Raw genomic sequence first — 22,783 nt, 5'->3', positions numbered from 1 at the left:
ACCGTGCAGTCTTTTCGGGATACAACCATGGTTGCTATTACCCCCACACCCAAAATCAAGAACCTCGACAAGCTGTTGATGCATTGTCAGCGCCGTCGTTATGCGGCCAAGAGCAACATCATCTGTGCCGGCGACCGCTCGGACACGTTGTTCTTCATCATCAAGGGCTCGGTCACCATCCTGATCGAGGACGATGACGGCCGCGAGATGATCATCTCCTACCTGAACGCCGGGGACTTCTTCGGTGAGCTCGGTTTGTTTGAACAGGCAGGCCTGGAACAGGAACGCAGTGCCTGGGTACGTGCCAAGGTCGAATGCGAGGTTGCGGAAATCAGCTACGCGAAGTTCCGCGAACTGTCCCAGCAAGATCCAGACATTCTTTACGTGCTCAGCGGACAAATCGCACAGCGCCTGCGTAACACCACGCGCAAAGTCGGTGACCTGGCGTTCTTTGATGTGACCGGTCGCGTCGCCCGTTGCCTGCTGGAATTGTGCAAACAGCCAGACGCCATGACCCATCCGGACGGCATGCAGATCAAGGTGACCCGTCAGGAAATCGGGCGGATTGTCGGGTGTTCCCGGGAGATGGTCGGTCGCGTGCTCAAGGACCTTGAGGAACGCAACCTGGTGGATGTCAAAGGCAAGACCATGGTGGTCTTCGGCACGCGTTAAGCCTCGAACATTTCCGTCAGCAACTGGCGATACAGTGCGTCGAGACGCTCCAGTGCATCCGGCGCGGCAAATTTTTCATGCAGGGCGATGTGGCTTTCGGCGCGAACCCGCTGTTCCAGGCCGCACGCCTCATTGAAGCGGTTGACCGCCGCGACCATCGACTCCCGTTCGTTATCCAGCAGCAACGCCCCGTGCACCAGCCCGACCGGACGTGTCCCGCCCTTGCTTTGGCGCCAGCGCTGGGCGGTGCCGACCATCTTGCGACCGTCGAGGTTGACGTTGAAACGGCCATCGCAGAACGCGCCTTCGACTTCGCCCAATGACGAAGTACCGCCCAACTCATCAAGCAACTGACAAATCGGATCGCAGAGTCTTCGGTAGGCAGTTTCGATGCGGTTTTGATCGCCTTCGCTGCGCGGTGGCGCGTAGACCAGTGCGATGTTGATGGTTGAAGACGATTGCGGGACGGGTTCGCCACCGGTTTCGCGCAGCAGCACTGGCCAGCCAGCGGCGGCGGAGACTTCGCAGGCGGATTCGAATTGTGGCAGGCGATTCAAGCGACGCGGCATGACCAGTGCGCGGTCATTGGGTTGCCAGAACAGCAGGCTGAATTCTGAGCTGCCGGTGCAGACGGAAGCCAGCAGATCCTGTTCGGCGAGCAGGCCGGCTTCGGTGGTCAGGGAGGTAATCAGGGTCATAAGGTATTCCGTCGGACTCGAAGTCTATGGTGCTTCTTATGCCGCCTTCGCGAGCAGGCTCGCTCCCACATTTGATCAAGGGTGTTCACACATTTTGTGTCCACCACCAGGCAGTGTGGGAGCGAGCCTGCTCGCGAAGCTTTTTCAGTCGAGTGTCGAACCACTCACCGCAGAACCACGCTCAGGGAAGAACAAGCGCTGCAGTTCAGTGCCCGGGCTTTCGGCGCGCATGAACGCTTCGCCGACCAGGAACGCGTACACGTCGCTGATTTCCATCAGTTCGACATCGGCGCGGTTGAAAATGCCGCTCTCGGTAATCACCAGACGATCACGCGGAATGCGCGGCAACAGGTCGAGAGTAGTTTCCAGATTGACGTCGAAGGTGTGCAGGTTGCGGTTGTTTACGCCGACCAACGGCGTGTCGAGGGTTTTCAAGGCCCGCTCCAGTTCGTTGCCATCGTGGACCTCCACTAGCACATCGAGGCCGACACTTTTCGCCACGGCCGCCAGTTCAGCCATTTTCACGTCGTCCAGAGCGGAGACGATCAACAGCACACAGTCGGCGCCCAAGGCACGGGCTTCAACGATCTGGTACGGATCGATCATGAAATCCTTGCGGATTACCGGCAGTTTGCACGCCGCGCGAGCCTGTTGCAGATACGCATCGGCGCCCTGAAAGTAGTCGATATCGGTGAGCACCGAGAGGCACGTGGCGCCGCCCTTCTCGTAGCTTTTGGCGATGTCGGCAGGAACGAAGTTCTCGCGGATCACGCCTTTGCTTGGCGAAGCTTTCTTGATTTCGGCAATCACCGCCGGCTGCTTGAGCTTGGCCTGGGCGATCAGTGCCTTGGCAAAACCACGCGGAGCATCGGCGGCCTTGGCCAGGCTTTCCAGCTCGGCCAGACTGACACGGGCGCTACGCTCGGCAACTTCCTGGACCTTGCGGGCCAGAATGTTTTCCAGAACCGTCGGTACACTCATCCCTCATTCTCCACTCGAAATACCGCGGTAAACGCACCCAGCTCCTCGAGTTTCTCCCGAGCGAGGCCGGTGTGCAGCGCGTCGTGCGCCAGGGCAACGCCCTCTTTCAAACTTGTTGCGTGGTCAGCGGCATACAGTGCGGCACCGGCATTGAGCACAATCATCTCGGCGGCTTTCTGGCCGTTTTCGGTCTTGCGCTTGCCCAAGGCATCGCGGATCAGTTCGAGGGAAGCGGCCGGGCTGTCGACCGCCAGACCGTGCAGGCTCTGGCTCTTCATGCCCAGGTCTTCCGGCTCGACCCAATACTCGGTGATCTGGTCATTCTTCAGTTCCGCGACAAACGTCGGCGCGGCCAGACTGAATTCGTCCAGACCGTCCTTCGAGTGCACCACCAGCACATGCTTGCTGCCCAGACGCTGCAAGACTTCCGCCAATGGCCGGCACAACGCCGGGGTGAATACGCCCACCACCTGATGTTTCACGCCGGCCGGATTCGTAAGCGGGCCGAGCATGTTGAACAGGGTGCGCAGGCCAAGGTCCTTGCGCGGGCCGGCAGCGTATTTCATGGCGCTGTGGTGAGTCTGGGCGAACATGAAACCGATACCAACGTTATCGATGCAGCGCGCGACCTGGACTGGCGTCAGGTTCAGGTAGATCCCGGCCGCCTCCAGCAAGTCGGCGCTGCCACTCTTGCCCGAGACTGCACGGTTACCGTGCTTGGCCACGGTGCAACCCGCCGCCGCGACCACGAAGGAAGAGGCGGTGGAAACGTTGAAGATGTTCGCACCGTCACCGCCGGTTCCGACCACATCGACGACGCCGTCGAGGGTCTTGAGTTCGACCTTGTCCGCCAGCTCGCGCATGACCGACACCGCGCCGACGATTTCGTCGATGCTTTCGCTCTTCATGCGCATGGCCATCATGAACGCGCCGATCTGCGCGTCCGAGCATTGTCCGGTCATGATTTCGCGCATCACATCGCGCATTTCATCGGTGCTGAGGTCGAGGTGATCGACGATACGGCCCAGGGCTGTCTTGATGTTCATGAAAAGTCCTTAGCGCGTGCCGCCGGTTTGTTTGAGGAAGTTGGCGAACAGCTCATGGCCCTGCTCGGTGAGGATCGATTCAGGGTGGAATTGCACACCCTCGATGTTCAGCGTCTTGTGGCGCAGGCCCATGATTTCGTCGACCGAGCCGTCTTCGAGCTGGGTCCAGGCGGTCAGCTCCAGGCAGTCAGGCAGGGTTTCGCGCTTGACGATCAGCGAGTGGTAGCGAGTGACCGTCAACGGCCGGTTCAGACCTTCGAAAACACCCTTGTCCTCGTGGAATACCGGGCTAGTCTTACCGTGCATGACTTGACGGGCGCGCACCACATCACCGCCAAAGGCCTGGCCGATGGACTGGTGGCCAAGGCAGACGCCGAGGATCGGCAGCTTGCCGGCGAAGTGCTTGATCGCTTCGATGGAAATGCCGGCTTCGGTCGGCGTGCAAGGACCGGGGGACACAACGATGCGCTCAGGGTTGAGCGCTTCGATTTCGGCAATGGTGAGTTCATCGTTGCGCACGACTTTAACCTGGGAGCCGAGCTCACCAAGGTACTGCACAACGTTGTAGGTAAAAGAGTCGTAGTTATCGATCATCAGCAACATGGCGATGGAAACCTCTTGAATTCACTGACTTTTAAGACTGCCTTCGAATGAATACCCGCAGTGTGCTGCGCTTTGGCAGGTGCTGGAGTGAACCCAGCAAAGCGGCATTTCAAACAGGTAAAGAAGGCGAAGCGGTACAGGTCCGGCGGGGCCGGCAAAAGAATTCAGGCGCGCCAACGCCAGCGGGCGTGTGCCTTGATGACTTGATCCAGGAGTTTGCTGATGATCAACACGGGAAAGGTCTCATTCATACGTCTTGGCACAGTAACTTAGCTGGGCAGAGCGTGCAATATGGCGCACGCGAAGGCTGGCGAAACAAATGAAGGGTTCGCGACAGATGGCAAAAGGCCGGAAGTTTTTGGTACTGTCGTTTCGTTCACTACAACAATAAATAAACGGACTTGCACATGATCAAACAGACGTTGTTTGTACCGCTCGCCAGTTGCCTGCTCGCCATGGCCTGCGCCCAGGCGAATGCGGCGCCCAATCCTTACACGAACTTCGTCGTCTTCGGCGACAGCCTCAACGATGCCGGGACGTTTGCCGACACCGGCGGGCCTGCAGGGTCCACCCAACGTTTCACCAACCGCACCGGCCCGGTGTATCTGGACGGCAGCGGTGAAGAGCGCTCGCTCAACGCCACGCAAATCCTTGGGGGGAAACTGGGGTACTCGGCGGATCAGACCGCGTCCTCGTCCTCGGCGGTACGCGCCAACGAAGGTCTGCCCGATGGCAACAACTGGGCGGTCGGCGGTTATCGCACCGACCAGATTCTCGATTCGATCACCGGTACCTCCGCCACCGGCGAACGCACCCGCGCGGGGTATCTGCCGTCGAACAACTTCCGCGCCGACCCGAATGCGCTGTATTACCTCTCGGGCGGTGGTAACGATTTCCTTCAGGGTCGCGTGACCAGCCTGCCCCAGGCTAGCGCCGCCGCCGATCGCCTGGCCGACAGCGTGCAAACCCTGCAACAGGCCGGGGCCCGCTACGTCATGGTCTGGCTGCTACCGGACATCGGCTTCACCCCGGCTTTCAACGGCACCCCGCTGCAAGCCTTCACCTCCCAGCTCAGTGCGCAGTTCAACACCGAACTGGTGAGCCAACTGCAGGGCATCAATGCCAACATCATCCCGCTGAACATTCCGGTGCTGCTCAAGGAGACATTCGCCAATCCGGCGCAATTCGGCCTGGCCGCCGACCAGAACCTGAGCGCCACCTGCTTCAGCGGCAATGGCTGCACCGAGAACGCCCGCTACGGGATCAACAGTGCTACGCCGGATCCGTCCAAGCTGATCTACAACGACTCGGTGCACCCGACCGAAGCCGGGCAACGCCTGATTGCCGATTACGCTTACTCGCTGCTGTCCGCGCCATGGGAAGCGACCCTGCTGCCGCAAATGGCCCAAGGCACGTTGCGCTCGCATCAGGATGAGTTGCGCAACCAGTGGCTGGCGGATTGGGAAAACTGGCAAGGCGTGGGTCAATGGCGGGCGATTGTCGCTGCCGGCGGCCAACATCAGGATTTCGACAGCCAGCGCAGCGGCGCCAGTGCTGACGGCAATGGCGCCAACCTGAACATCGGTGGCAGCTATCGGTTGAACGATGCGTGGCGCGTGGGTCTGGCGGCGGGCTTCTACAACCAGAAACTCGAAGCCGGCGACAACGACTCCGATTACAAGCTCAACACGTATATGGGCACGGCGTTCGCCCAGTACCAGCAAAACCGCTGGTGGGGTGACGCGGCAGTGACCGCCGGGCATCTGGACTACGACAGCCTCAAACGTAAATTCCAGTTGGGGGCCAACGAGCGCGGAGAGAAAGGCGACACCGATGGCTACCTGGTCGCCATCAGCGGCCGCCTGGGTTACGACATCGCGCCAGAAGCAAGCAGCCCGTGGCACCTGTCGCCGTTCGTCAGCGCTGACTTCGCCAAGGTTGAAGTCGACGGTTACTCGGAAGACGGCGCGGATTCCACCGCACTGACCTTCGACGATCAGTCGCGCATCTCCCGGCGTCTTGGCCTCGGGATCCAGGGCAAGTACCAGATCACCTCGCAGACCCAGGTGTTTGGCGAACTGGCCCACGAGCGCGAGTACAACGACGACACCCAGGACGTGACCATGAACCTCAACAGCCTGCCAGGCAACACCTACACCCTGGCCGGCTACACCCCGCAGACCAACCTGAACCGCCTGAACCTGGGCGTGAGTCATAACCTCACCAAGGATTTGGCGTTGCGTGCCAGTTATGACATTCGCAAGGATGATGACTTTACCCAGCAAGGCGTAAACGTGGGGGTCAGCCTGGACTTCTAAACATCAGGCCATAAAAAACGCGGCGCCCTCACAGGCGCCGCGTTTTTTTATGCTGAACACTTATTGTGGCGAGGGGGCTTGCCCCCGTTGGGTCGCGAAGCGGCCCCCTGCATTCGTTCAGGTGTACCGAGTCGTCTGGATTTACGACTGCTGCGCAGCCGAACGGGAGCAAGCTCCCTCGCCACAAAAGCCCGCTCCCACAGGGTTTTGTGTGAGCTCAAGTGTCCGGGGTTTGCTCGGCCAATGCCACGGCGCGGAACATCGCACGGCGTTTGTTCAGGGTTTCTTCCCATTCCAGTGCCGGCACCGAATCAGCAACGATGCCGCCACCGGCCTGCACGTGCAGTTCGCCGTCCTTGATCACCGCCGTGCGGATCGCAATCGCGGTGTCCATGTTGCCGTTCCAGGCGAAGTAACCGACCGCACCGCCATACACGCCACGCTTGACCGGTTCCAGTTCGTCGATGATTTCCATCGCGCGAATCTTCGGTGCGCCAGACAAAGTGCCCGCCGGCAGGATCGCCCGCAGTGCATCCATCGCCGTCAGCCCGGCTTTCAGTTGCCCGGTGACGTTGGACACGATGTGCATCACGTTGGAATAACGCTCGATGACCATCTTCTCGGTGAGTTTCACCGAACCGATTTCCGAAACGCGACCGGTATCATTCCGACCCAAATCGATCAGCATCAAGTGCTCGGCGATTTCCTTGTCGTCCGACAGCAGGTCTTTTTCCAGCGCCAGATCCGCCTCTTCGTTGGCACCGCGTGGGCGGGTGCCGGCGATCGGGCGCACGGTAATCAGGTTGTCTTCGACCCGCACCAGCACTTCCGGCGAACTGCCGACGACGTGGAAGTCGCCGAAGTTGAAGAAGTACATGTAAGGCGTCGGGTTGAAGCAGCGCAGCGCGCGGTACAGATCAATCGGTGCAGCCTTGAAGTCGATCGACATGCGCTGGGACGGCACGACCTGCATGCAGTCACCGGCCAGGATGTATTCCTTGATGGTGTCGACGGCTTTTTCGTAATCGTCCTGGGTGAAACTCGAGCGGAACACCGGGTCAGCGGATTGTTGCTTGCTGAAATCCAGACCGCGACGCGGCGTGATCGGCTGGCGCAGTTGCTCCAGCAATGCTTCCAGGCGGGCCTGGCCTTGCTCGAAGGCATCGGCCTGCGCCGGGTCGGCGAGGACAATCGCGTGCATCTTGCCGGCGAGGTTGTCGAACACCACCACCGCATCGGAAACCATCAGCAGAATGTCCGGCACGCCGAGCGGATCCGGGTTCGGACATTTGCCCAGACGCTTCTCCACATAGCGCACGCAGTCATAACCGAAATAACCCACCAGACCGCCATTGAAGCGCGGCAGGCCGGGAATAGTCGGCACGTTGTAGCGGGCTTTGAATTCTTCGACGAAGGCCAATGGATCTTCGGCTTCGTGGCTTTCGATCTCGACGCCGTCGTGGGTCACGCTGATGCGGTGATCGTGAACCCGCAGCACGGTGCGGCACGGCAGGCCGATGATCGAGTAACGGCCCCATTTCTCACCGCCCTGCACCGACTCCAGCAGGTAGGAGTTGGGCTGGTCGGCCAGTTTCAGGTAGATCGACAGCGGCGTGTCGAAGTCGGCCAGGGTTTCACAGGCCATCGGGATACGGTTGTAGCCGGCAGCGGCCAAACGCAGGAATTCTTCGCGGATCATGGGGTAGCCTCGTGGCTTGAGGGTCTAACAGTCAGGTATGCAAACGCGCCGGGATACCGGCCAGGAACAAGTCAGGCGCGCCAACGCCAGCGGGCCAGGGCCTTGATGACTTTCATCCAGAGTTTGCGAGTGACCACCACGATGGGATTTCCAGCAGGGGATTGAACAGCGTCGGGCAACGTTATCTCAGCGGCCGGGTCCAGGCAACCGGGAATTAGCTTGCGCAGATCGTCGATCACCAGCGCCGGCGATTCTTCGGCAATCGGTCGGCCATGGTTGTAGCCATAACTCAGGGCCACACACTTGACCCCCGCTGCTTTCGCCGCCAGCACATCACTGCGCGAATCGCCGACAAACAGCGATTGCGAGGCCGGAATGTTGGCCATTTTCATCACGAAAAACAGCGCCGCCGGATCGGGTTTCTTTTGCGGCAGGGTGTCGCCGCCGATAATCCACTTGAAGTAGCGACCGATCTTCATCTGATCCAGCAGCGGCGCGACAAAGCGCTCCGGCTTGTTGGTGATCAGCGCCATCTCGACGCCCTGCTTGTGCAGCCACTTCAGGGTGTCGCGTACGCCGGGGTAAACCACGGTCAGCTCATGGCTTTCGCTATAAGCCTCCATGAAAATCTCCAGCGCGCCTTCGGCCTCGCCGTCATCGACCGTCGAATGGTCGATGCCACCGGCCAAAGCACGGCGCACCAGCACTGGCGCGCCGTTGCCGACCCATTCGCGCACCGACGCGAGGCCGGCGGGTTCGCGGCCCATCTTGAGCAGCATGTTATCCACGGCAACCGCGAGGTCGGGGACCGAATCGATCAACGTGCCATCCAGATCGAACATCACCAGTCGCGGCAGTCGCCCCGGGAACAGCTGCTCAAAGCCACTCATGGGCGAGCCAGCGCCAGTTCGGAACGCATCTTCTCGATCACTTCCTGGTAGTTCGGCGAATTGAAGATCGCCGAACCGGCCACGAAGGTGTCGGCGCCAGCGGCGGCGATTTCGCGGATGTTGTTCACGTTCACGCCGCCGTCGATTTCCAGGCGGATGTCACGACCGGACGCATCGATCAGCGCACGGGCCTGACGCAGTTTGTCGAGGGTGCCGGGGATGAACTTCTGCCCGCCGAAGCCCGGGTTGACGCTCATCAGCAAGATCATGTCGACCTTGTCCATCACGTACTCGAGCACGCTCAGCGGAGTCGCCGGGTTGAACACCAGGCCTGACTTGCAGCCGCCTTCGCGGATCAGTTGCAGGGAACGATCAACGTGTTGCGTGGCTTCCGGGTGGAAGGTGATGTAGGTCGCGCCGGCTTCGATGAAGTCACCGACGATGCGGTCCACCGGGCTGACCATCAAGTGGGCGTCGATCGGCGCGGTCACGCCGTATTTGCGCAGTGCCGCGCAGACCATCGGGCCGATGGTCAGGTTGGGCACGTAGTGGTTGTCCATGACATCGAAGTGCACGAAGTCGGCGCCAGCGGCCAGGACGTTGTCCACTTCTTCGCCCAGGCGGGCGAAGTCGGCGGAGAGAATCGACGGAGCAATTACGAAGGGCTGCATGACGCACCTTTTCTGAGCAGAATCACGATGGCGCGCATTGTATACCTCATGCTTTGACGCGCGCACTGTGACCGCGATGATTGGGCCTGCCTTCAATCATTAAGTGCCGACGGGCTCTAGTACGCCGCCCGGTAGATCTTCTCGATATCGACGGCACTCAATTTGCGCGGATTGTTGCGCATCAGGCGCTCGATCCCCGCCGCTTCCACGGCCATCGCCGGGATCGCGTCTTCAGGTACGCCGAAACTGCGCAGCCCCAGCGGGATTTCCACCGCCAGGCACAATGCGGTCATCGCCTCCACGGCTTTGTCCGCCGCATCGATGGCGCTCAAGTGCGCGGTTTTCACGCCCATGGCTTCGGCAATATCCTGCATGCGCTCGACGCAGGCCAATTTGTTCCAGGTCATGACATACGGCAGCAGCAAGGCATTGCTGACGCCATGGGCAATGTTGTAGCGCCCGCCCAGCGGATACGCCAGCGCATGCACCGCGCCGACCCCGGCATTGCCGAACGCCATCCCGGCCATCAGGCTGGCGGTGGCCATGTCTTCGCGGGCTTGCAGGTTGGCCGGGTTGGCGTAGGCCTTGGGCAGCGCCTGGGTGATCAGTTTGATCGCACCAATCGCCAGGGCATCGGTAATCGCCGAGGCATTCAGCGACAGATAGGACTCGATCGCATGCACCAACGCATCGACGCCACTGGCGGCAGTGACACTGCGTGGGCAGGTCAGGGTCATTTGCGGGCTGACCAGTGCAACGTCCGGTAATAGATAGTCGCTGACGATGCCCTTCTTCAGCTGCGCGAGTTTGTCGGAGAGGATCGCCACGTTGGTGACTTCCGAACCGGTGCCGGCGGTGGTCGGGATGGCGATCAGCGGCGGGCCTTTGCGCGGTACTTGATCGACGCCGAACAGATCCTCCAGCGCGCCGTGATAACCGGCGTAAGCCGCCACGCTCTTGGCGATGTCGATGGCACTGCCGCCACCCAGCCCGATCAAGCCGTCATGCCCGCCTTCGCGGTAGACGCGCATGCAGTCTTCGACGATGGCGATTTCCGGGTCAGGCAGGACGCGGTCGAATATTTCATAGGTGCGACCACCCAGATGGGCCAACGCCAGCTCGACCGTGCCGGACTTGACCAGCGCGGCATCGGTGACGATCAGCGGGTTATCGACATCCAGGCGAGTCAGCTCGGCGGCCAGTTGCTCGATGGCAGCGGCGCCGGTGATCAGTTTGTGGGCAATTTTGAAAGAGGAAAGACTCATGTGCGCAGCCTCTTATCGTGATGGGAGCTGGGCACAATAGTAGCTGGGGATTGGGGTTTGTCGTTTATTCACGGCGCGAATGATTGAGGTGCACTTAAAACTGTAGGAGCGAGGCTTGCCCGCGAAGGCGTCAGCACATCAAACATCTATGTTGACTGACACGCCGTCTTCGCGGGCAAGCCTCGCTCCTACAGGTTCCGGCGAGTTTCCGATTGTTCCCACATTTTTTAGACTTGGGCGGTACGCAGTTTCTCGCTACGGCCACGCAACCATTCCAGCGTCAGCAACAGGATCACTGAGAAGGCAATCAGCAACGTCGCCGCAGCAGCAATGGTCGGGCTGAGGTTTTCGCGGATGCCGCTGAACATTTGCCGTGGCAAGGTCGCTTGCTCAGGACCGGCGAGGAACAGCGTCACCACCACCTCATCGAACGAAGTCGCGAAGGCAAACAGCGCCCCGGAAATCACACCCGGCGCGATCAACGGCAAGGTCACCCGCCGGAACGCGGTCAGCGGCGAAGCCCCGAGGCTGGCAGCGGCGCGCACCAGGTTGTGATTAAACCCCTGCAAAGTCGCCGACACCGTGATGATCACAAACGGCACACCCAACACCGCGTGCACCACGATCAGCGAGAAAAAGCTGTTGCCCAGGCCTAGCGGCGCGAAGAACAGATAACTCGCCACACCAATGATCACCACCGGCACCACCATCGGCGAAATCACCAACGCCATCACCAGCGCCTTGCCCGGGAAATCACCACGGGTCAGGCCAATCGCCGCCAGCGTGCCGAAGATCATCGCCAGCACCGTGGCAGCCGGGGCGACGATGATGCTGTTCTTCAGCGAGCGCATCCATTCCGCCGAGGCAAAGAAGTCCTGATACCAGTGCAGCGAAAAACCTTGCAGCGGGTACACCAGGAAACTGCCGGAGTTGAACGACAGCGGAATGATCACCAGCACCGGCAGGATAAGGAACAACAAAACCAGGCCGCAGAGAATCCGCAAGCTGTAGAACCACACCCGTTCAATGGGCGACATATAAGGACTCAGCATTTCAATTCTCCCCTTAGCTCAGGCGCAGGCGGCTGGCGCCCACCAGCCAGCTGTAAATCAGATAAAGCACCACGGTCGCCAGCAACAGCAGCCCACCGAGCGCGGTCGCCATGCCCCAGTTGATGCTGGTGTTGGTGTAGAAGGCGACGAAGTAGCTGACCATCTGATCGTTCGGGCTGCCCAGCAACGCCGGGGTGATGTAGTAGCCGATGGCAAGGATGAACACCAACAGGCAACCGGCGCCGACACCGGCATAGGTCTGCGGGAAATACACCCGCCAGAAGCTGGCGAACGGGTGGCAGCCGAGGGAAATCGCGGCGCGCATGTAGGTCGGCGAGATGCCTTTCATCACGCTGTAGATCGGCAGGATCATGAACGGCAGCAGGATGTGCACCATCGAGATGTAGACCCCGGTGCGGTTGAACACCAGCTCCAGCGGCTTATCAATGATGCCCATGGCCATCAGCCCGCTATTGATCAATCCGCCGGATTGCAGCAACACGATCCACGCGGCGACCCGCACCAGGATCGAGGTCCAGAACGGCAGCAGCACCAGAATCATCAGCAGGTTGCTTTGACGCGATGGCAGGTTCGCCAGCAAGTAGGCCAATGGATACGCCAGGAACAGGCAGATCACGGTGATGACCAGGCCCATCCAGAAGGTACGGGCGAAGATGTCGAGGTAGATCGCTTGATCCGGGGTGGCCGGGGCCACTTCGCCGAGGTCGTCGATCCGGTGATCGACCGCCGCCAGCAAGTAGTACGGCGTGATGCTGCTGGTGTTGCGCCGCACGGCTTGCCAATAGGCTGGATCACCCCAGCGCTCGTCGAGACTTTCCAGCGCTTCTTTATAAGAGGCCGGTTCGGTGGCGAACGGCAAGGCGCGAGCGGTTTTGGTCAGCAGGCTGCGGTAGCCGGCCAGTTCCATGTTCAAGCGCTTGGACAGGTCGCCCAAGGTCTGGTTTTTGCGCGCTTCAGCGAGGTCTTCGCTGGCGGCTTTATAAACCGGTTCGGCTGGAAGGCCACGGCCGTCCCAACTGGCGATAGCCGTCACGGTGCGCGGCATGCCGCCGACCACTTCCGGGTTACCGACACTTTTGTAGAGCAGCGCCACGATCGGCACCAGGAACACCAGCAACAGAAACAGCACCAGTGGCGCGATCAAGGCTTGTGCTTTCCAGCGGTTGATCCGCTCGGCGTGCTTGAGCCGCTGCTTCAAGGTGGGGTCAGTGCCCGCGTTCAGGGGAATGGCGGTGGCCATGGCGTACTCCGGAAATCTTTGATCGTTACAGAGGCAGCCAGGCCACCTCTGTTCTTGTTAGCTATACATCCCCCTGTAGGAGCGAGGCTTGCCCGCGAAGACGGTGTGTCAGTCAACACCAATGTTGAATGTACCGACGCTTTCGCGGGCAAGCCTCGCTCCTACAAGGGTGGATAAGCCCACGGGGTGGGCTTATTTCGCAGCCCAGGAATTGAAGCGCTGTTCCAGTTGCTCGCCGTTGTCAGCCCAGAAGCTGACGTCGATCTGCACCTGGTTGGCGATGTTTTCCGGGGTGGTCGGCATGTCTTTCAACACGTCCTTGGCCAGCAACGGTACGGCTTGGGTGTTGGCCGGGCCGTAGGCGATGTTTTCCGAGTAGGTCTTCTGCTGCTGCGGCATGACCGAGTAAGCGATGAATTTCTTCGCCGCTTCGGCACGGGTTTTATCCAGGCCTTTTGGAATCGCCCACGCGTCGAAGTCGTAGATCCCGCCGTTCCACACGACTTTCAGGTTGCTTTCTTTCTGTACGGCAGCGATCCGGCCGTTGTAGGCCGAGCTCATGACCACGTCACCGGAAGCGAGGTATTGCGGCGGCTGTGCGCCGGCTTCCCACCACTGGATGCTTGGCTTGAGTTCATCGAGTTTCTTGAACGCGCGGTCCTGGCCATCCTTGCCGGCCAGCACTTTGTAGACGTCTTTCGGCGCAACGCCGTCGGCCATCAGAGCGAATTCCAGGGTGTACTTGGCGCCCTTGCGCAGGCCACGCTTGCCCGGGAATTTCTTGGTGTCCCAGAAATCGACCCAGCCAGTCGGTGCAGAAGCCAGTTTGTCAGCGTTGTAGGCCAACACGGTCGACCACACGAAGAAGCCCACGCCGCACGGCTGGATCGCGCCTTTGACGTAGTCTTCAGTCTTGCCGAACAACTTCGGATCGAGCTGCTCGAACATGTCTTCGTCGCAACCACGGGACAGTTCTGGCGATTCAACTTCTACCAGGTCCCAGGACACACTCTTGGTGTCGACCATGGCTTTGACCTTGGCCATCTCACCGTTGTATTCGCCCGCGACGATCTTGCCGTTGCCCGCCGCTTCCCACGGTGCATAGAAGGCTTTGACTTGCGCTGCCTTGTTCGCCCCGCCAAAGGACACCACGGTCAGGTCCGGGCCCGCCGCCATCGCGTGTGCCGCACCGATCATGCCCATGACCAAAGCGGTTAATTTCAGGGATCTCAACATTTATTGTTCTCTCCACGTGCAGGGTTGGTGTTGGTGTAGCCGGGGCGATCAATGCGCCTCTAGAAGTGGATCGAGCGCGCGAACGTGCTCGACCTGCCAGCCAAGCGGTACCACGTCGCCCACCGCCAGCTCGGGATCGAGCTCGGCAATCGGTTGTTTCACAAAGAAGTCGGTCTTGCCGCAGACTTCCAGGCGAACCCGGACGTGGTCGCCCAGATAGATGAATTCCGCCACCCTTCCTGAGAAGCGATTGACGCAGGATTCGCTGGAACCATTGAGGCTCACGCGTTCCGGGCGAATCGACAGCGTGACCGGTTCGCCGGTCTTGCCGACGTTGACCGCCAGGGCTTCAACCTTTTCGCCGCGACCGAGTTCGACAATGCAGCGGTCGCCGGTCTGGCTGTGCAAGCGGCCGTTGAGACGGTTGTTCTCGCCGATGAAGTTGGCGACGAAGGTGTTCTTCGGTTCTTCGTAGAGCGTGCGCGGCGGGGCGATCTGTTGGATCTCGCCCTGGTGGAACACCGCTACCCGGTCGGACATGGTCAGGGCTTCGCCCTGGTCGTGGGTCACGTAGACCACGGTCACGCCGAGGCGCTGGTGCAGGTGTTTGATTTCCATCTGCATGTGTTCACGCAGTTGTTTGTCGAGTGCGCCGAGGGGTTCGTCCATCAGCACCAGTTGCGGTTCGAACACCAACGCGCGGGCCAACGCCACACGCTGCTGCTGGCCACCGGACAGTTGCGCCGGGTAGCGCTGGGCGAAGGCGTCGAGCTGAACCATGCTCAGGACTTTTTTGACCTTGTCACTGACATCGCTCTTGTTCAAGCCGCGCACCGTCAACGGGAACGCGAGGTTCTCGGCGACGGTCATGTGCGGGAACAATGCGTAGTTCTGGAACACCATGCCGATGTCACGCTTGTGCGGCGGCACGTTGTTGATGGAACGTCCGGCCAGCAGGATTTCCCCGGCGGTCGGGGTTTCGAAACCGGCGAGCATCATCAGGCTGGTGGTCTTGCCGGAGCCGGACGGCCCGAGCAAGGTGAGGAATTCGCCTTTGCGAATGTCCAGGTTGAGGTCTTTGACGATCAGGTTCTCGCCGTCGTAGCTTTTCTGCACTCCACGAAAGCTGACCAGAATGTCATTGGCCCCTGCACTTGAATCGACCTGGCTCATACCCACACCTTTGTTGTTGATGACTGCTTGTGGTCTAAGCCTAGTGGACGCTGGGGACCACGCAAATCGGGGCGCAGGAGAGAATCGCCTCAGCCGGATGGAAGGTTGGGGGTAGGGATTGCCCTACAAGGATGGCGCGTTTTGATAAGCGCAGCGGCAAGCGGTCAGCTGCAAGCCGTGAGGACAGGTAAAAGCGAGGTTGCGGGGTGTCGCAAATGGATATGCCGACGCAATCTTGTAGGAGCGAGGCTTGCCCGCGAAAGCGTCAGCCCATTCAACATTGATGTTGGCTGACACGCCGCCTTCGCGGGCAAGCCTCGCTCCTACAAGGGATCGCGTTCTTTATTAGAGAAGTTTGTGCTCCATCGCGTATTTCACCAGTTCCGCCAGGGAGGTGATGTTGAGCTTCTGCATCAGCCGCGCCTTGTGGGTGCTGATGGTTTTGCTGCTCAGGGCCAGTTGCTGGGCGATGTCGTTGACGTTGGCGCCCTGGGCCAGGCGTTCGAACACCGAGAACTCGCGCTCCGAGAGCAATGAGTGCAATGGCCGCGAATCGGTCAGGCCAACTTCGAAGACCATGCGATCGGCCAGGTCTGGGTCGATGTAGCGCCCGCCCGCCGCGACTTTGCGGATCGCCGTCAGCAACAGCGCCGGATCACTGTCCTTGGTCGCATAGCCCGCCGCGCCAACCTTCAATGCGCGCGCGGCCATTTGCGCTTCGTCGTGCATCGACAACACCAGGATCGCTGGCGGATTGTTCAACGCGCGAATCCGTGGGATCGCCTCCAGACCGTTGACCCCGGGCATGGAAATGTCCAACAGCACCACTTCGCAGGGCACATGACGCAAGGTTTCGAGCAACTGCTCGCCATTGCTCGCCTCCCCCACCACCAGCAAGTCCTTGGCCAGGCCGATCAATTGCTTGATGCCTTCGCGGACGATGGTGTGGTCTTCGGCTACCAGTACACGGATCACGTTGTTCTCCAGATAGAAAATCTATCGCGAGCAAGCTCGCTCCCACATTGATCGGGGTGCACCAGAGATCGATATCTCAACCCAAATCCCTTGTGGGAGCGAGCTTGCTCGCGATGACGTCAGCAAAGACACAAAACCATCAAGCCTCATCCACAGGCACTCGCACACTCAGCGTCGTGCCCTCCCCCGGCTCACTCTCAAGTGACAACTGCCCGCCCATGATCAACACCCGCTCACGCATGCCTACCACGCCAAACGACGTCGGCCGACCGGTAGTGGCGACAAATCCTACGCCATCATCACTCACCGTCAGACACAACTCGTCGCCTTCCAGCGCCAGGGTCAGTTCGACAGTATGCGCCTGGGCATGGCGCATGACATTGGTCAGCGCTTCCTGAAGGATGCGGAACAAGCCAATCGCCTTGGCATCGCTGAGCACCGGCAGATTCTCCGGCACCTGCACCAGGCATGGAATCTGCGTACGCGCCTCGAAACGCCGGGCCTGCCATTCGATGGCCGAGGCGATCCCTGCATCGAGAATCGGTGGCCGCAGCGCCGTGGCCACATCCCGCACCAGTTGGAACAGCTGGGCGATCAGTCGCTTCATGCTGTTCAAGCGCTCGTTCAAACCTGGGTCGAGCTGGGCGTAGGCCAATTCGCACATGGAGGTTTCCAGTTTCAACACAGTCAACATCTGCCCCAGTTCATCGTGGACTTCCCGGGCGATGCGGGCCTTTTCCTCTTCCCGCACACTCTCCAGATGCGCCGACAACTCGCGCAATTGCTCCCGGGAGCTGGCCAGTTCCAGCTCGATGCGCTTGCTCTCGCTGATGTCCCAGACAATCCCGTCCCAGACATACGCGCCATCCTCCAGCCTTCGAGTGATGGCCTTGATCTCGGCCCAGCGCTGTTCACCCGAACGGGTCAGGATCCGCCCTTGCCACGACCAGTCGCTGTCAGTGTCCAGCGCATGATCCTGGGTCTGGTGATAACTGGCCTTGTCGTCCGGATGCACCAGACTTCGTAGTCCTTTATCCCGATGGGCCAAAGTCGCCGGTGAGTAACCGACCAGGCTCTCGCTGCCTTCGCTGATGTAGGCAAAATCGATCTGCCCGGTCACCGGCGCCCGCTCCAGACGAAAGACCAATCCCGGAACGTTGGCGGCGATCCCTTGCAGTCGCGCCTCGCTTTCCTGCAACGCGGCCAGGGCACGGCGGCGTTCGGTGACGTCGTTGAGGTAAACCACCAGGTATTCGCCGTCGCGAAACCGCAGGAAGCTCAACGAAACATCCGCTGGCAGGATGCTGCCGTCGGCCCGCACACAATTGGTTTCGAAACTTTGCGGCCCCTCCTCGCTGGCCCGCGCGCGTTTCCACAGGCTCAGCCAGCGGTCCATGTGCAGGCCAGGTTCGAAGTCGATCAACGGGCGGTCGATAATCCCGCCGGACGGATAGCCGAGCATGGTTTCGGCGGCACGGTTGGCGTAGCGCACGTGGCTGTCCCAGTTGACCCACAGGATGCCGACGGTGCTCTGATCGATGGAAAACTGGGTCAGGCGCAGGGCTTCTTCGCTCGCTTCGCGCAGTGCAATGTCCTCCCGCGCCGCCAGCAAACGTTGCTCCAGGCTGTGTTGCTGGCGCCGCTGCCAGAACACGATGGCCATGCTGCTCAGCAACAACACCGCCAACAGCAGGCAAAGGTTTTGCCAGAATCCCGGCGATTCAGATAACCGTGGGTATTTGGGTTGCAGCCATTGGTTGTGCAGCTGTTCCAGGTCCTTGGCCGGGATCGCCCGCAACGCACTTTCGACGATGCCGGCCAGCTCCGGCCAGTCCCGACGCGTGGCGACCCGCAGCAGTTGCGGCAAGCCAATGTCGCCCACGACCACCAGCCCGGCGAACTCCGGCTCGGCGGACAAACGCCCGAGTTGCGCCTCGTCGACCACCGCGTAACCGGCCTGTTGACTCAACAGCAACTGCAACGCCTGACGCTCGATCGGCACGCCTTGCAGATTCAGATGGGGAAAGTTGCTGCGCAGGTAATCGGCGATGACGCTGGGCATGCGCACGGCGACGCGGGTCTGGCTGTCGAGTTTTTCCAGCTCCACCACACCGGCGCCCTTCTGGTCACTGACCACCAGTTGCGGCACGCGCATGTACGGATCGGAGAACTGCCAGAGCCGCAGCCCGCCAGGAGTCTGGGTCAGCCCGGGAGCGATATCGACTTCACCTTCGCGCACCGCCGCTTCCAGTTGTTCCACGTCGGGGAAGTTGCGCCAGCTGAGCTCGACCTTGAGCGCCTTGGCCAGCCACTTCATCAGCTCGACATTGACCCCGGACAAGCGCTGCAAGCGCCGATCGTATTGCGCATAGGGCGCCTGCAATACAACGCCGACGCGCAATTCGCCATGCTCGGCCAGCCATTGCTGCTGGGCCGCCGACAACTGTGCAACATGCGCCGGGGGCGCGGGCGCCGCCCAGCCCATCAAGGGAAACCACAAACAGCCGATAACCCACAGGCAGCGAAAACGCATCATTGAAGTCTCACACACTGACAAATACTGACCAACCCATTAGGCTGCCGGAATAACTTCTGGCCTGGAATATCCGATGCCCCCTGTCTCCCGCCTGGCACTGCCAGCATTGTGCCTGTCGCTGCTCCTGCCTTGCGCCTTTTCCGTCGAGGCCGCCGACCCTGCACCTGCTTCTACCGAAAAAGCCGCAGAAACAAAACCGGTGGAACGTCAGCCGCTGCTTGAGCGTAGTCAGGAAGAAGCGACAGCACTTGAGCGAAAAATCCCTGCCCAGGAACAGCAACAGCTTCAGGCCGGGGCCGATACGTTTCTCGCTCTGTGGAAACCGGCCAACACCGCAGACCCCAGGGGCGCGGTGATTATCATCCCCGGCGCTGGCGAGACCGTTGACTGGCCGCAAGCAATCAGCCCTTTGCGCAACAAACTGCCGGACGCCGAGTGGAGCAGCCTGAGTATCACCTTGCCGGACCTGCAAAGCGATGCCATTGCGCCACGCGTCGTGGAAGTCCCGCCGACGATCAAAGCCCCTGACACCGGCAGCAAAGACTCGACCACCGCGACGCCCATCGAGCAGGCGGCCAGCGGTGAATCGGACATCGCCGACAAAGCGGTCGTGGAAACGAATGAAGAACAGTCCAAGGCTGACGCCGAGCGCATTTTCGCGCGCATCGATGCCGCCATCGCCTATGCCGAACAGCAAAGTGCGCGGCGTATTGTTGTGCTCGGGCATGGCACCGGGGCTTACTGGGCCGCGCGCTACCTGAGCGAGAGGCAGCCGTCGCAAGTGGAGAAATTCGTGATGGTCGCGGCGCAGACGCCGTTGACGGTCCAACCACCGCTGGCTGAATTGACGCCAACCTTGAAGTTGCCGACTGCCGACCTCTTCTATAAGGACAAGCCGCTGGATCGCAGCGCAGCGCTGGAACGCATGCAGGCCAGCAAGCGCTTGAAGACTTCAGCGTTCAGCCAGGTATCGCTCAAGGCATTGCCGGGCAATGCCCAGGCTGAGCAAGAGCAATTGTTTCGCCGGGTGCGTGGGTGGTTGAATCCGCAGCCTGTGGCGGAGTGATGGACCGAGTCGCCCCTTTCGCGGGCAAGCCTCGCTCCTACAAGGTCACCACCAACCCTGTAGGAGCGAGGCTTGCCCGCGAAAGCGTCATCACTGACAACACATCTGATGCTGCTAACGAAAATCCCGCCGCTCCTTGATCAACGTATAAGCGTTGTGCAACTCACGGGTCTTGTCCGTCGCTTCCCGCACCTGCATCGCCGTCGCCCCGGAACCGGCGATCTTGTCCGGGTGATGACGACTGAGCAGACGCCGATACGCCCGTTTGATCTGCGCCGGCTCGCTGGTAGCCGACACTCCCAGTAGCCGCATGGCGTCCTGATAAGTCACGGCGCTGCTGACTTGCGGGCGTTTCTGCGGTTCATAGTCATGCGCCAACGCCAGCACCTGTTGCGGCGTCCAGCCCAGCCATTTGCCCCATTGCGCCAGCAAGTCACGTTCACTGGCCCCTGCACGACCGTCGGCCCAGACCATTCGCCAACAGGCACGCAGCACGCCTTCGGCAGCATGGGGCTGCGCACTCAGGCGCCGCAGATAGCCACGCAAGCGGTCGTGCCCGGTTTTTCCACGATTGAACGCGGCAATCGCGCGACGTTGTGCCGACTCGGTCATTTCCAGTGAGCGCATCTCCTGACGGGCCTGCTGAATGTGTCCATCCACCACGCGCCCATCGCACTTGGCCAACCGGCCGAGCAACACGAACAACAGTTCATCGTTGCGCAACACCGGTCGGCCGCCGAGTTTTTCGCGCAAATGCGCCCAGCTCTGCAATTGCAGGCGCCTATCCAGCGCCTGCCCCAACAATGCGCCGAGCATGGCCCCCGGAATGCTGGCTATGGCAAAACCTGCTCCGGCTCCGATCAGAGTCCCTGGCCACAACATGTCAGCGGCTCGCTTCTATCAGAGTTTCGGCTTCGGCCAGGCGCTCGTAAGTACCCACATCCACCCAATGCCCGTCCAGGCGTTCACCCGACACCTGCCCGACGGCCATGGCCTTGCGAAACAGTGGCGCCAGTTTGAATGCGCCCGCCGTGCAACCCTCGAACAGCTTCGGGTGCAGCACGGCGATGCCGCTGTAGGTCAGGGTCTTGGCATCGGGTTCGCCATCGCGCACCTGGCCATCGACCAGGATGAAATCCCCGGCCGGGTGATGGGCCGGGTTGTCCACCAGTACCAGGTGAACCAGGCCGGCAATCGGTTGGCGCAGGGCGTTGAAGTCGTAATCGGTCCAGATATCACCGTTGACCACCACAAACGCCTCGTCCCCCAGCAACGGCAACGCGCGGAAGATCCCGCCACCAGTTTCCAGCGGTTCACCTTCCGGCGAATACTGAATGCTGACGCCGTACCGCGAGCCATCGCCCAAGTAGTCTTCGATCTGCTGACCGAGCCAGGCGTGGTTGATCACGATTTCGGTAAACCCGGCGGCCGCCAGGGCGCGCAGGTGATACTCGATCAACGGCACACCGCCGGCACGCACCAGCGGTTTTGGCGTGGTCAGGGTCAGCGGACGCATGCGTTCGCCTTTGCCCGCAGCCAGAATCATTGCCTTCATGCATTGGCTCCAGCACGCAGACTGGCCAACAACACATCCAGCTCGGCCAACTCGGGACGACGGGCAATCACCGCGTCTATATAAGCAAAGAAACGCGGCACGTCGGCGAGGTAGCGCGGTTTGCCGTCGCGATGACAGATGCGCGCGAAGATGCCGATCACTTTCAGGTGACGCTGCACGCCCATCAGATCGCTGGCACGGTGAAACTCGTCGAAGTCAGGCTGAACCGGGATGCCCAGTGCGCCGGCCTGCTGCCAGTAATCCTGCAGCCAGGCGAACACACGTTCTTCGGGCCAGCTGAGGAACGCATCCTTGAACAGGCACGTCACGTCATAGGTCACCGGGCCATAGACCGCGTCCTGGAAATCCAGCACGCCGGGATTCGGCTCGCTGAGCATCAGGTTGCGCGGCATGTAGTCGCGGTGCACCAGTACTTTTGGCTGAGCCAGGGCGCTGTCGATCAACAGTTCAGTGACCTGCTGCCAGAGCATTTGCTGTGCGGCGTCAAACTCGATGCCCAGCTCATGCTTCACGTACCACTCGGGAAACAGTTCCAGTTCGCGGCGCAGCAATGCCACGTCATAACTCGGCAACGGCGCCACCATTGGCAATTGTTGAAATGCCAACAGTGCCTGTAGGGCATCCTTGAACAAATCGTCGGCATTTTCGCTGTCGATCACGTCCAGATAGGTCTTGTTGCCCAGGTCATTGAGCAAAAGAAAACCGCGTTCGAGGTCTTCGGCATAAATTTTCGGAACATTTATTCCTGATTTCGCCAGCAGAAAAGCGATATCCACGAAGGGTTTGCAGTTTTCCTGGGGCGGCGGAGCGTCCATCACGACAAAACTTCTGCCCTCGCCTTCCCAGCGGAAATAGCGCCGAAAACTCGCGTCGCTACTGGCCGCGGTCAACGTGGCCGGGGGAACGGCGCCCCAGCCTTGCTCGGCAAAGAGGGTCGCCAACTGCTCGTCGAGCCAAACTTTCAGGTGTTGCAAGCGTACATCTTGGTCAGGCATTACAAGGGTCTCCGACGGCGCTAGCCGTCAAGCGGGTCATGCTTTATTATCCAGCATCTTTTTCAGACCA

The 22,783-nt window shown here is 60.6% G+C and carries 21 protein-coding genes; 4 read left to right on the top strand and 17 right to left on the bottom strand.

What is annotated here, in order from left to right; genetic code table 11:
• Positions 1 to 27: 27 nt before the first annotated feature.
• Positions 28 to 672 carry a cAMP-activated global transcriptional regulator CRP gene (gene crp / locus ACIOYV_RS31640; protein ID WP_054044118.1) on the top strand — a complete coding sequence of 215 codons (645 nt, stop codon included), beginning with the start codon at positions 28 to 30 and terminating at the stop codon, positions 670 to 672.
• On the opposite strand, the gene ACIOYV_RS31635 is transcribed toward crp, so the two are convergent.
• The 4 genes from ACIOYV_RS31635 to ACIOYV_RS31620 all read right to left on the bottom strand — a co-directional run bounded on the left by ACIOYV_RS31635 (position 669) and on the right by ACIOYV_RS31620 (position 4,000).
• On the bottom strand, positions 669 to 1,370 hold the full coding sequence (locus tag ACIOYV_RS31635; protein ID WP_401330178.1) for a biotin/lipoate A/B protein ligase family protein: 702 nt from the start codon (positions 1,368 to 1,370) through the stop codon (positions 669 to 671). The genes crp and ACIOYV_RS31635 overlap by 4 nt on opposite strands.
• A 144-nt stretch (positions 1,371 to 1,514) precedes the next feature.
• Positions 1,515 to 2,351, bottom strand: a complete 837-nt coding sequence (gene trpC, locus ACIOYV_RS31630) for an indole-3-glycerol phosphate synthase TrpC (RefSeq protein WP_163911312.1) — start codon at positions 2,349 to 2,351, stop codon at positions 1,515 to 1,517.
• Positions 2,348 to 3,397 (bottom strand): anthranilate phosphoribosyltransferase, encoded by a 1,050-nt coding sequence (gene trpD / locus ACIOYV_RS31625; RefSeq protein WP_054044121.1) that lies wholly within the window; start codon positions 3,395 to 3,397, stop codon positions 2,348 to 2,350. Before trpD ends, trpC begins: the two co-directional genes overlap by 4 nt.
• 9 nt (positions 3,398 to 3,406) lie before the next feature.
• The gene (locus ACIOYV_RS31620) at positions 3,407 to 4,000 is read right to left on the bottom strand and encodes an aminodeoxychorismate/anthranilate synthase component II (RefSeq protein ID WP_007906885.1); all 594 of its coding nucleotides are present in this window, start codon (positions 3,998 to 4,000) and stop codon (positions 3,407 to 3,409) included.
• A gap of 47 nt (positions 4,001 to 4,047) precedes the next feature.
• On the opposite strand from ACIOYV_RS31620, the gene ACIOYV_RS31615 reads away from it, so the two are divergent.
• Together ACIOYV_RS31615 and estP are read left to right on the top strand one after the other, a co-directional pair.
• Entirely contained in the window at positions 4,048 to 4,323 is a 276-nt protein-coding gene (locus tag ACIOYV_RS31615; protein ID WP_401330199.1) for a hypothetical protein, read from the top strand.
• A gap of 84 nt (positions 4,324 to 4,407) precedes the next feature.
• On the top strand, positions 4,408 to 6,318 hold the full coding sequence (gene estP / locus ACIOYV_RS31610; protein ID WP_290026668.1) for an esterase EstP: 1,911 nt from the start codon (positions 4,408 to 4,410) through the stop codon (positions 6,316 to 6,318).
• Positions 6,319 to 6,535: 217 nt separating this feature from the next.
• Here estP and trpE read toward each other — a convergent pair whose 3' ends face one another.
• The 10 genes from trpE to ACIOYV_RS31560 form a co-directional block, all read right to left on the bottom strand.
• Positions 6,536 to 8,017, bottom strand: coding sequence for an anthranilate synthase component I (gene trpE, locus ACIOYV_RS31605; protein ID WP_054616816.1), 1,482 nt, complete (start codon positions 8,015 to 8,017; stop codon positions 6,536 to 6,538).
• Between the two features lie 71 nt (positions 8,018 to 8,088).
• Positions 8,089 to 8,907 carry a phosphoglycolate phosphatase gene (locus ACIOYV_RS31600; RefSeq protein ID WP_163911307.1) on the bottom strand — a complete coding sequence of 273 codons (819 nt, stop codon included), beginning with the start codon at positions 8,905 to 8,907 and terminating at the stop codon, positions 8,089 to 8,091.
• Complete coding sequence (rpe, locus tag ACIOYV_RS31595; RefSeq protein ID WP_401330172.1) at positions 8,904 to 9,578, bottom strand: ribulose-phosphate 3-epimerase; 675 nt, start codon at positions 9,576 to 9,578, stop codon at positions 8,904 to 8,906. The genes ACIOYV_RS31600 and rpe overlap by 4 nt, the downstream gene beginning before the upstream one ends.
• Before the next feature lie 116 nt (positions 9,579 to 9,694).
• Positions 9,695 to 10,843 carry an iron-containing alcohol dehydrogenase gene (locus ACIOYV_RS31590; RefSeq protein WP_054044126.1) on the bottom strand — a complete coding sequence of 383 codons (1,149 nt, stop codon included), beginning with the start codon at positions 10,841 to 10,843 and terminating at the stop codon, positions 9,695 to 9,697.
• A gap of 227 nt (positions 10,844 to 11,070) precedes the next feature.
• Complete coding sequence (locus ACIOYV_RS31585) at positions 11,071 to 11,895, bottom strand: ABC transporter permease (RefSeq protein ID WP_169372820.1); 825 nt, start codon at positions 11,893 to 11,895, stop codon at positions 11,071 to 11,073.
• 13 nt (positions 11,896 to 11,908) lie between these two features.
• Positions 11,909 to 13,156, bottom strand: coding sequence for an ABC transporter permease (locus ACIOYV_RS31580; RefSeq protein ID WP_401330168.1), 1,248 nt, complete (start codon positions 13,154 to 13,156; stop codon positions 11,909 to 11,911).
• Positions 13,157 to 13,348: 192 nt separating this feature from the next.
• Positions 13,349 to 14,392, bottom strand: a complete 1,044-nt coding sequence (locus ACIOYV_RS31575) for an ABC transporter substrate-binding protein (RefSeq protein WP_054044129.1) — start codon at positions 14,390 to 14,392, stop codon at positions 13,349 to 13,351.
• A gap of 48 nt (positions 14,393 to 14,440) precedes the next feature.
• A complete protein-coding gene (locus tag ACIOYV_RS31570) occupies positions 14,441 to 15,565 on the bottom strand; it encodes an ABC transporter ATP-binding protein (RefSeq protein ID WP_054044130.1) in 1,125 nt (374 codons plus the stop codon).
• 345 nt (positions 15,566 to 15,910) lie between these two features.
• Positions 15,911 to 16,540 carry a response regulator transcription factor gene (locus ACIOYV_RS31565; RefSeq protein WP_003210977.1) on the bottom strand — a complete coding sequence of 210 codons (630 nt, stop codon included), beginning with the start codon at positions 16,538 to 16,540 and terminating at the stop codon, positions 15,911 to 15,913.
• 139 nt (positions 16,541 to 16,679) lie between these two features.
• Positions 16,680 to 19,076 carry a PAS domain S-box protein gene (locus tag ACIOYV_RS31560; protein WP_401330164.1) on the bottom strand — a complete coding sequence of 799 codons (2,397 nt, stop codon included), beginning with the start codon at positions 19,074 to 19,076 and terminating at the stop codon, positions 16,680 to 16,682.
• A 73-nt stretch (positions 19,077 to 19,149) separates the two neighbouring features.
• Between ACIOYV_RS31560 and ACIOYV_RS31555 the strand changes: the two genes are divergently transcribed.
• Positions 19,150 to 20,142 carry an alpha/beta hydrolase family protein gene (locus tag ACIOYV_RS31555; RefSeq protein WP_401330162.1) on the top strand — a complete coding sequence of 331 codons (993 nt, stop codon included), beginning with the start codon at positions 19,150 to 19,152 and terminating at the stop codon, positions 20,140 to 20,142.
• Between the two features lie 114 nt (positions 20,143 to 20,256).
• Here the strand turns inward: ACIOYV_RS31555 and ACIOYV_RS31550 are convergent, their stop codons facing one another.
• The 3 genes from ACIOYV_RS31550 to ACIOYV_RS31540 are packed head-to-tail and all read right to left on the bottom strand — an operon-like array spanning position 20,257 to position 22,713.
• Complete coding sequence (locus ACIOYV_RS31550; protein ID WP_054044133.1) at positions 20,257 to 21,024, bottom strand: TerB family tellurite resistance protein; 768 nt, start codon at positions 21,022 to 21,024, stop codon at positions 20,257 to 20,259.
• 1 nt (position 21,025) lies between these two features.
• Positions 21,026 to 21,697 (bottom strand): N-acetylmuramate alpha-1-phosphate uridylyltransferase MurU, encoded by a 672-nt coding sequence (gene murU, locus ACIOYV_RS31545; protein ID WP_401330158.1) that lies wholly within the window; start codon positions 21,695 to 21,697, stop codon positions 21,026 to 21,028.
• Entirely contained in the window at positions 21,694 to 22,713 is a 1,020-nt protein-coding gene (locus ACIOYV_RS31540; protein ID WP_401330155.1) for an aminoglycoside phosphotransferase family protein, read from the bottom strand. The genes murU and ACIOYV_RS31540 overlap by 4 nt, the downstream gene beginning before the upstream one ends.
• Positions 22,714 to 22,783 lie beyond the last annotated feature (70 nt).

Origin of the sequence: Pseudomonas sp. NPDC087342, from assembly GCF_044744265.1 — a bacterium.
Taxonomy (GTDB): domain Bacteria; phylum Pseudomonadota; class Gammaproteobacteria; order Pseudomonadales; family Pseudomonadaceae; genus Aquipseudomonas; species Aquipseudomonas nunensis.
This window is presented reverse-complemented; position numbering and strand designations above follow the sequence as displayed.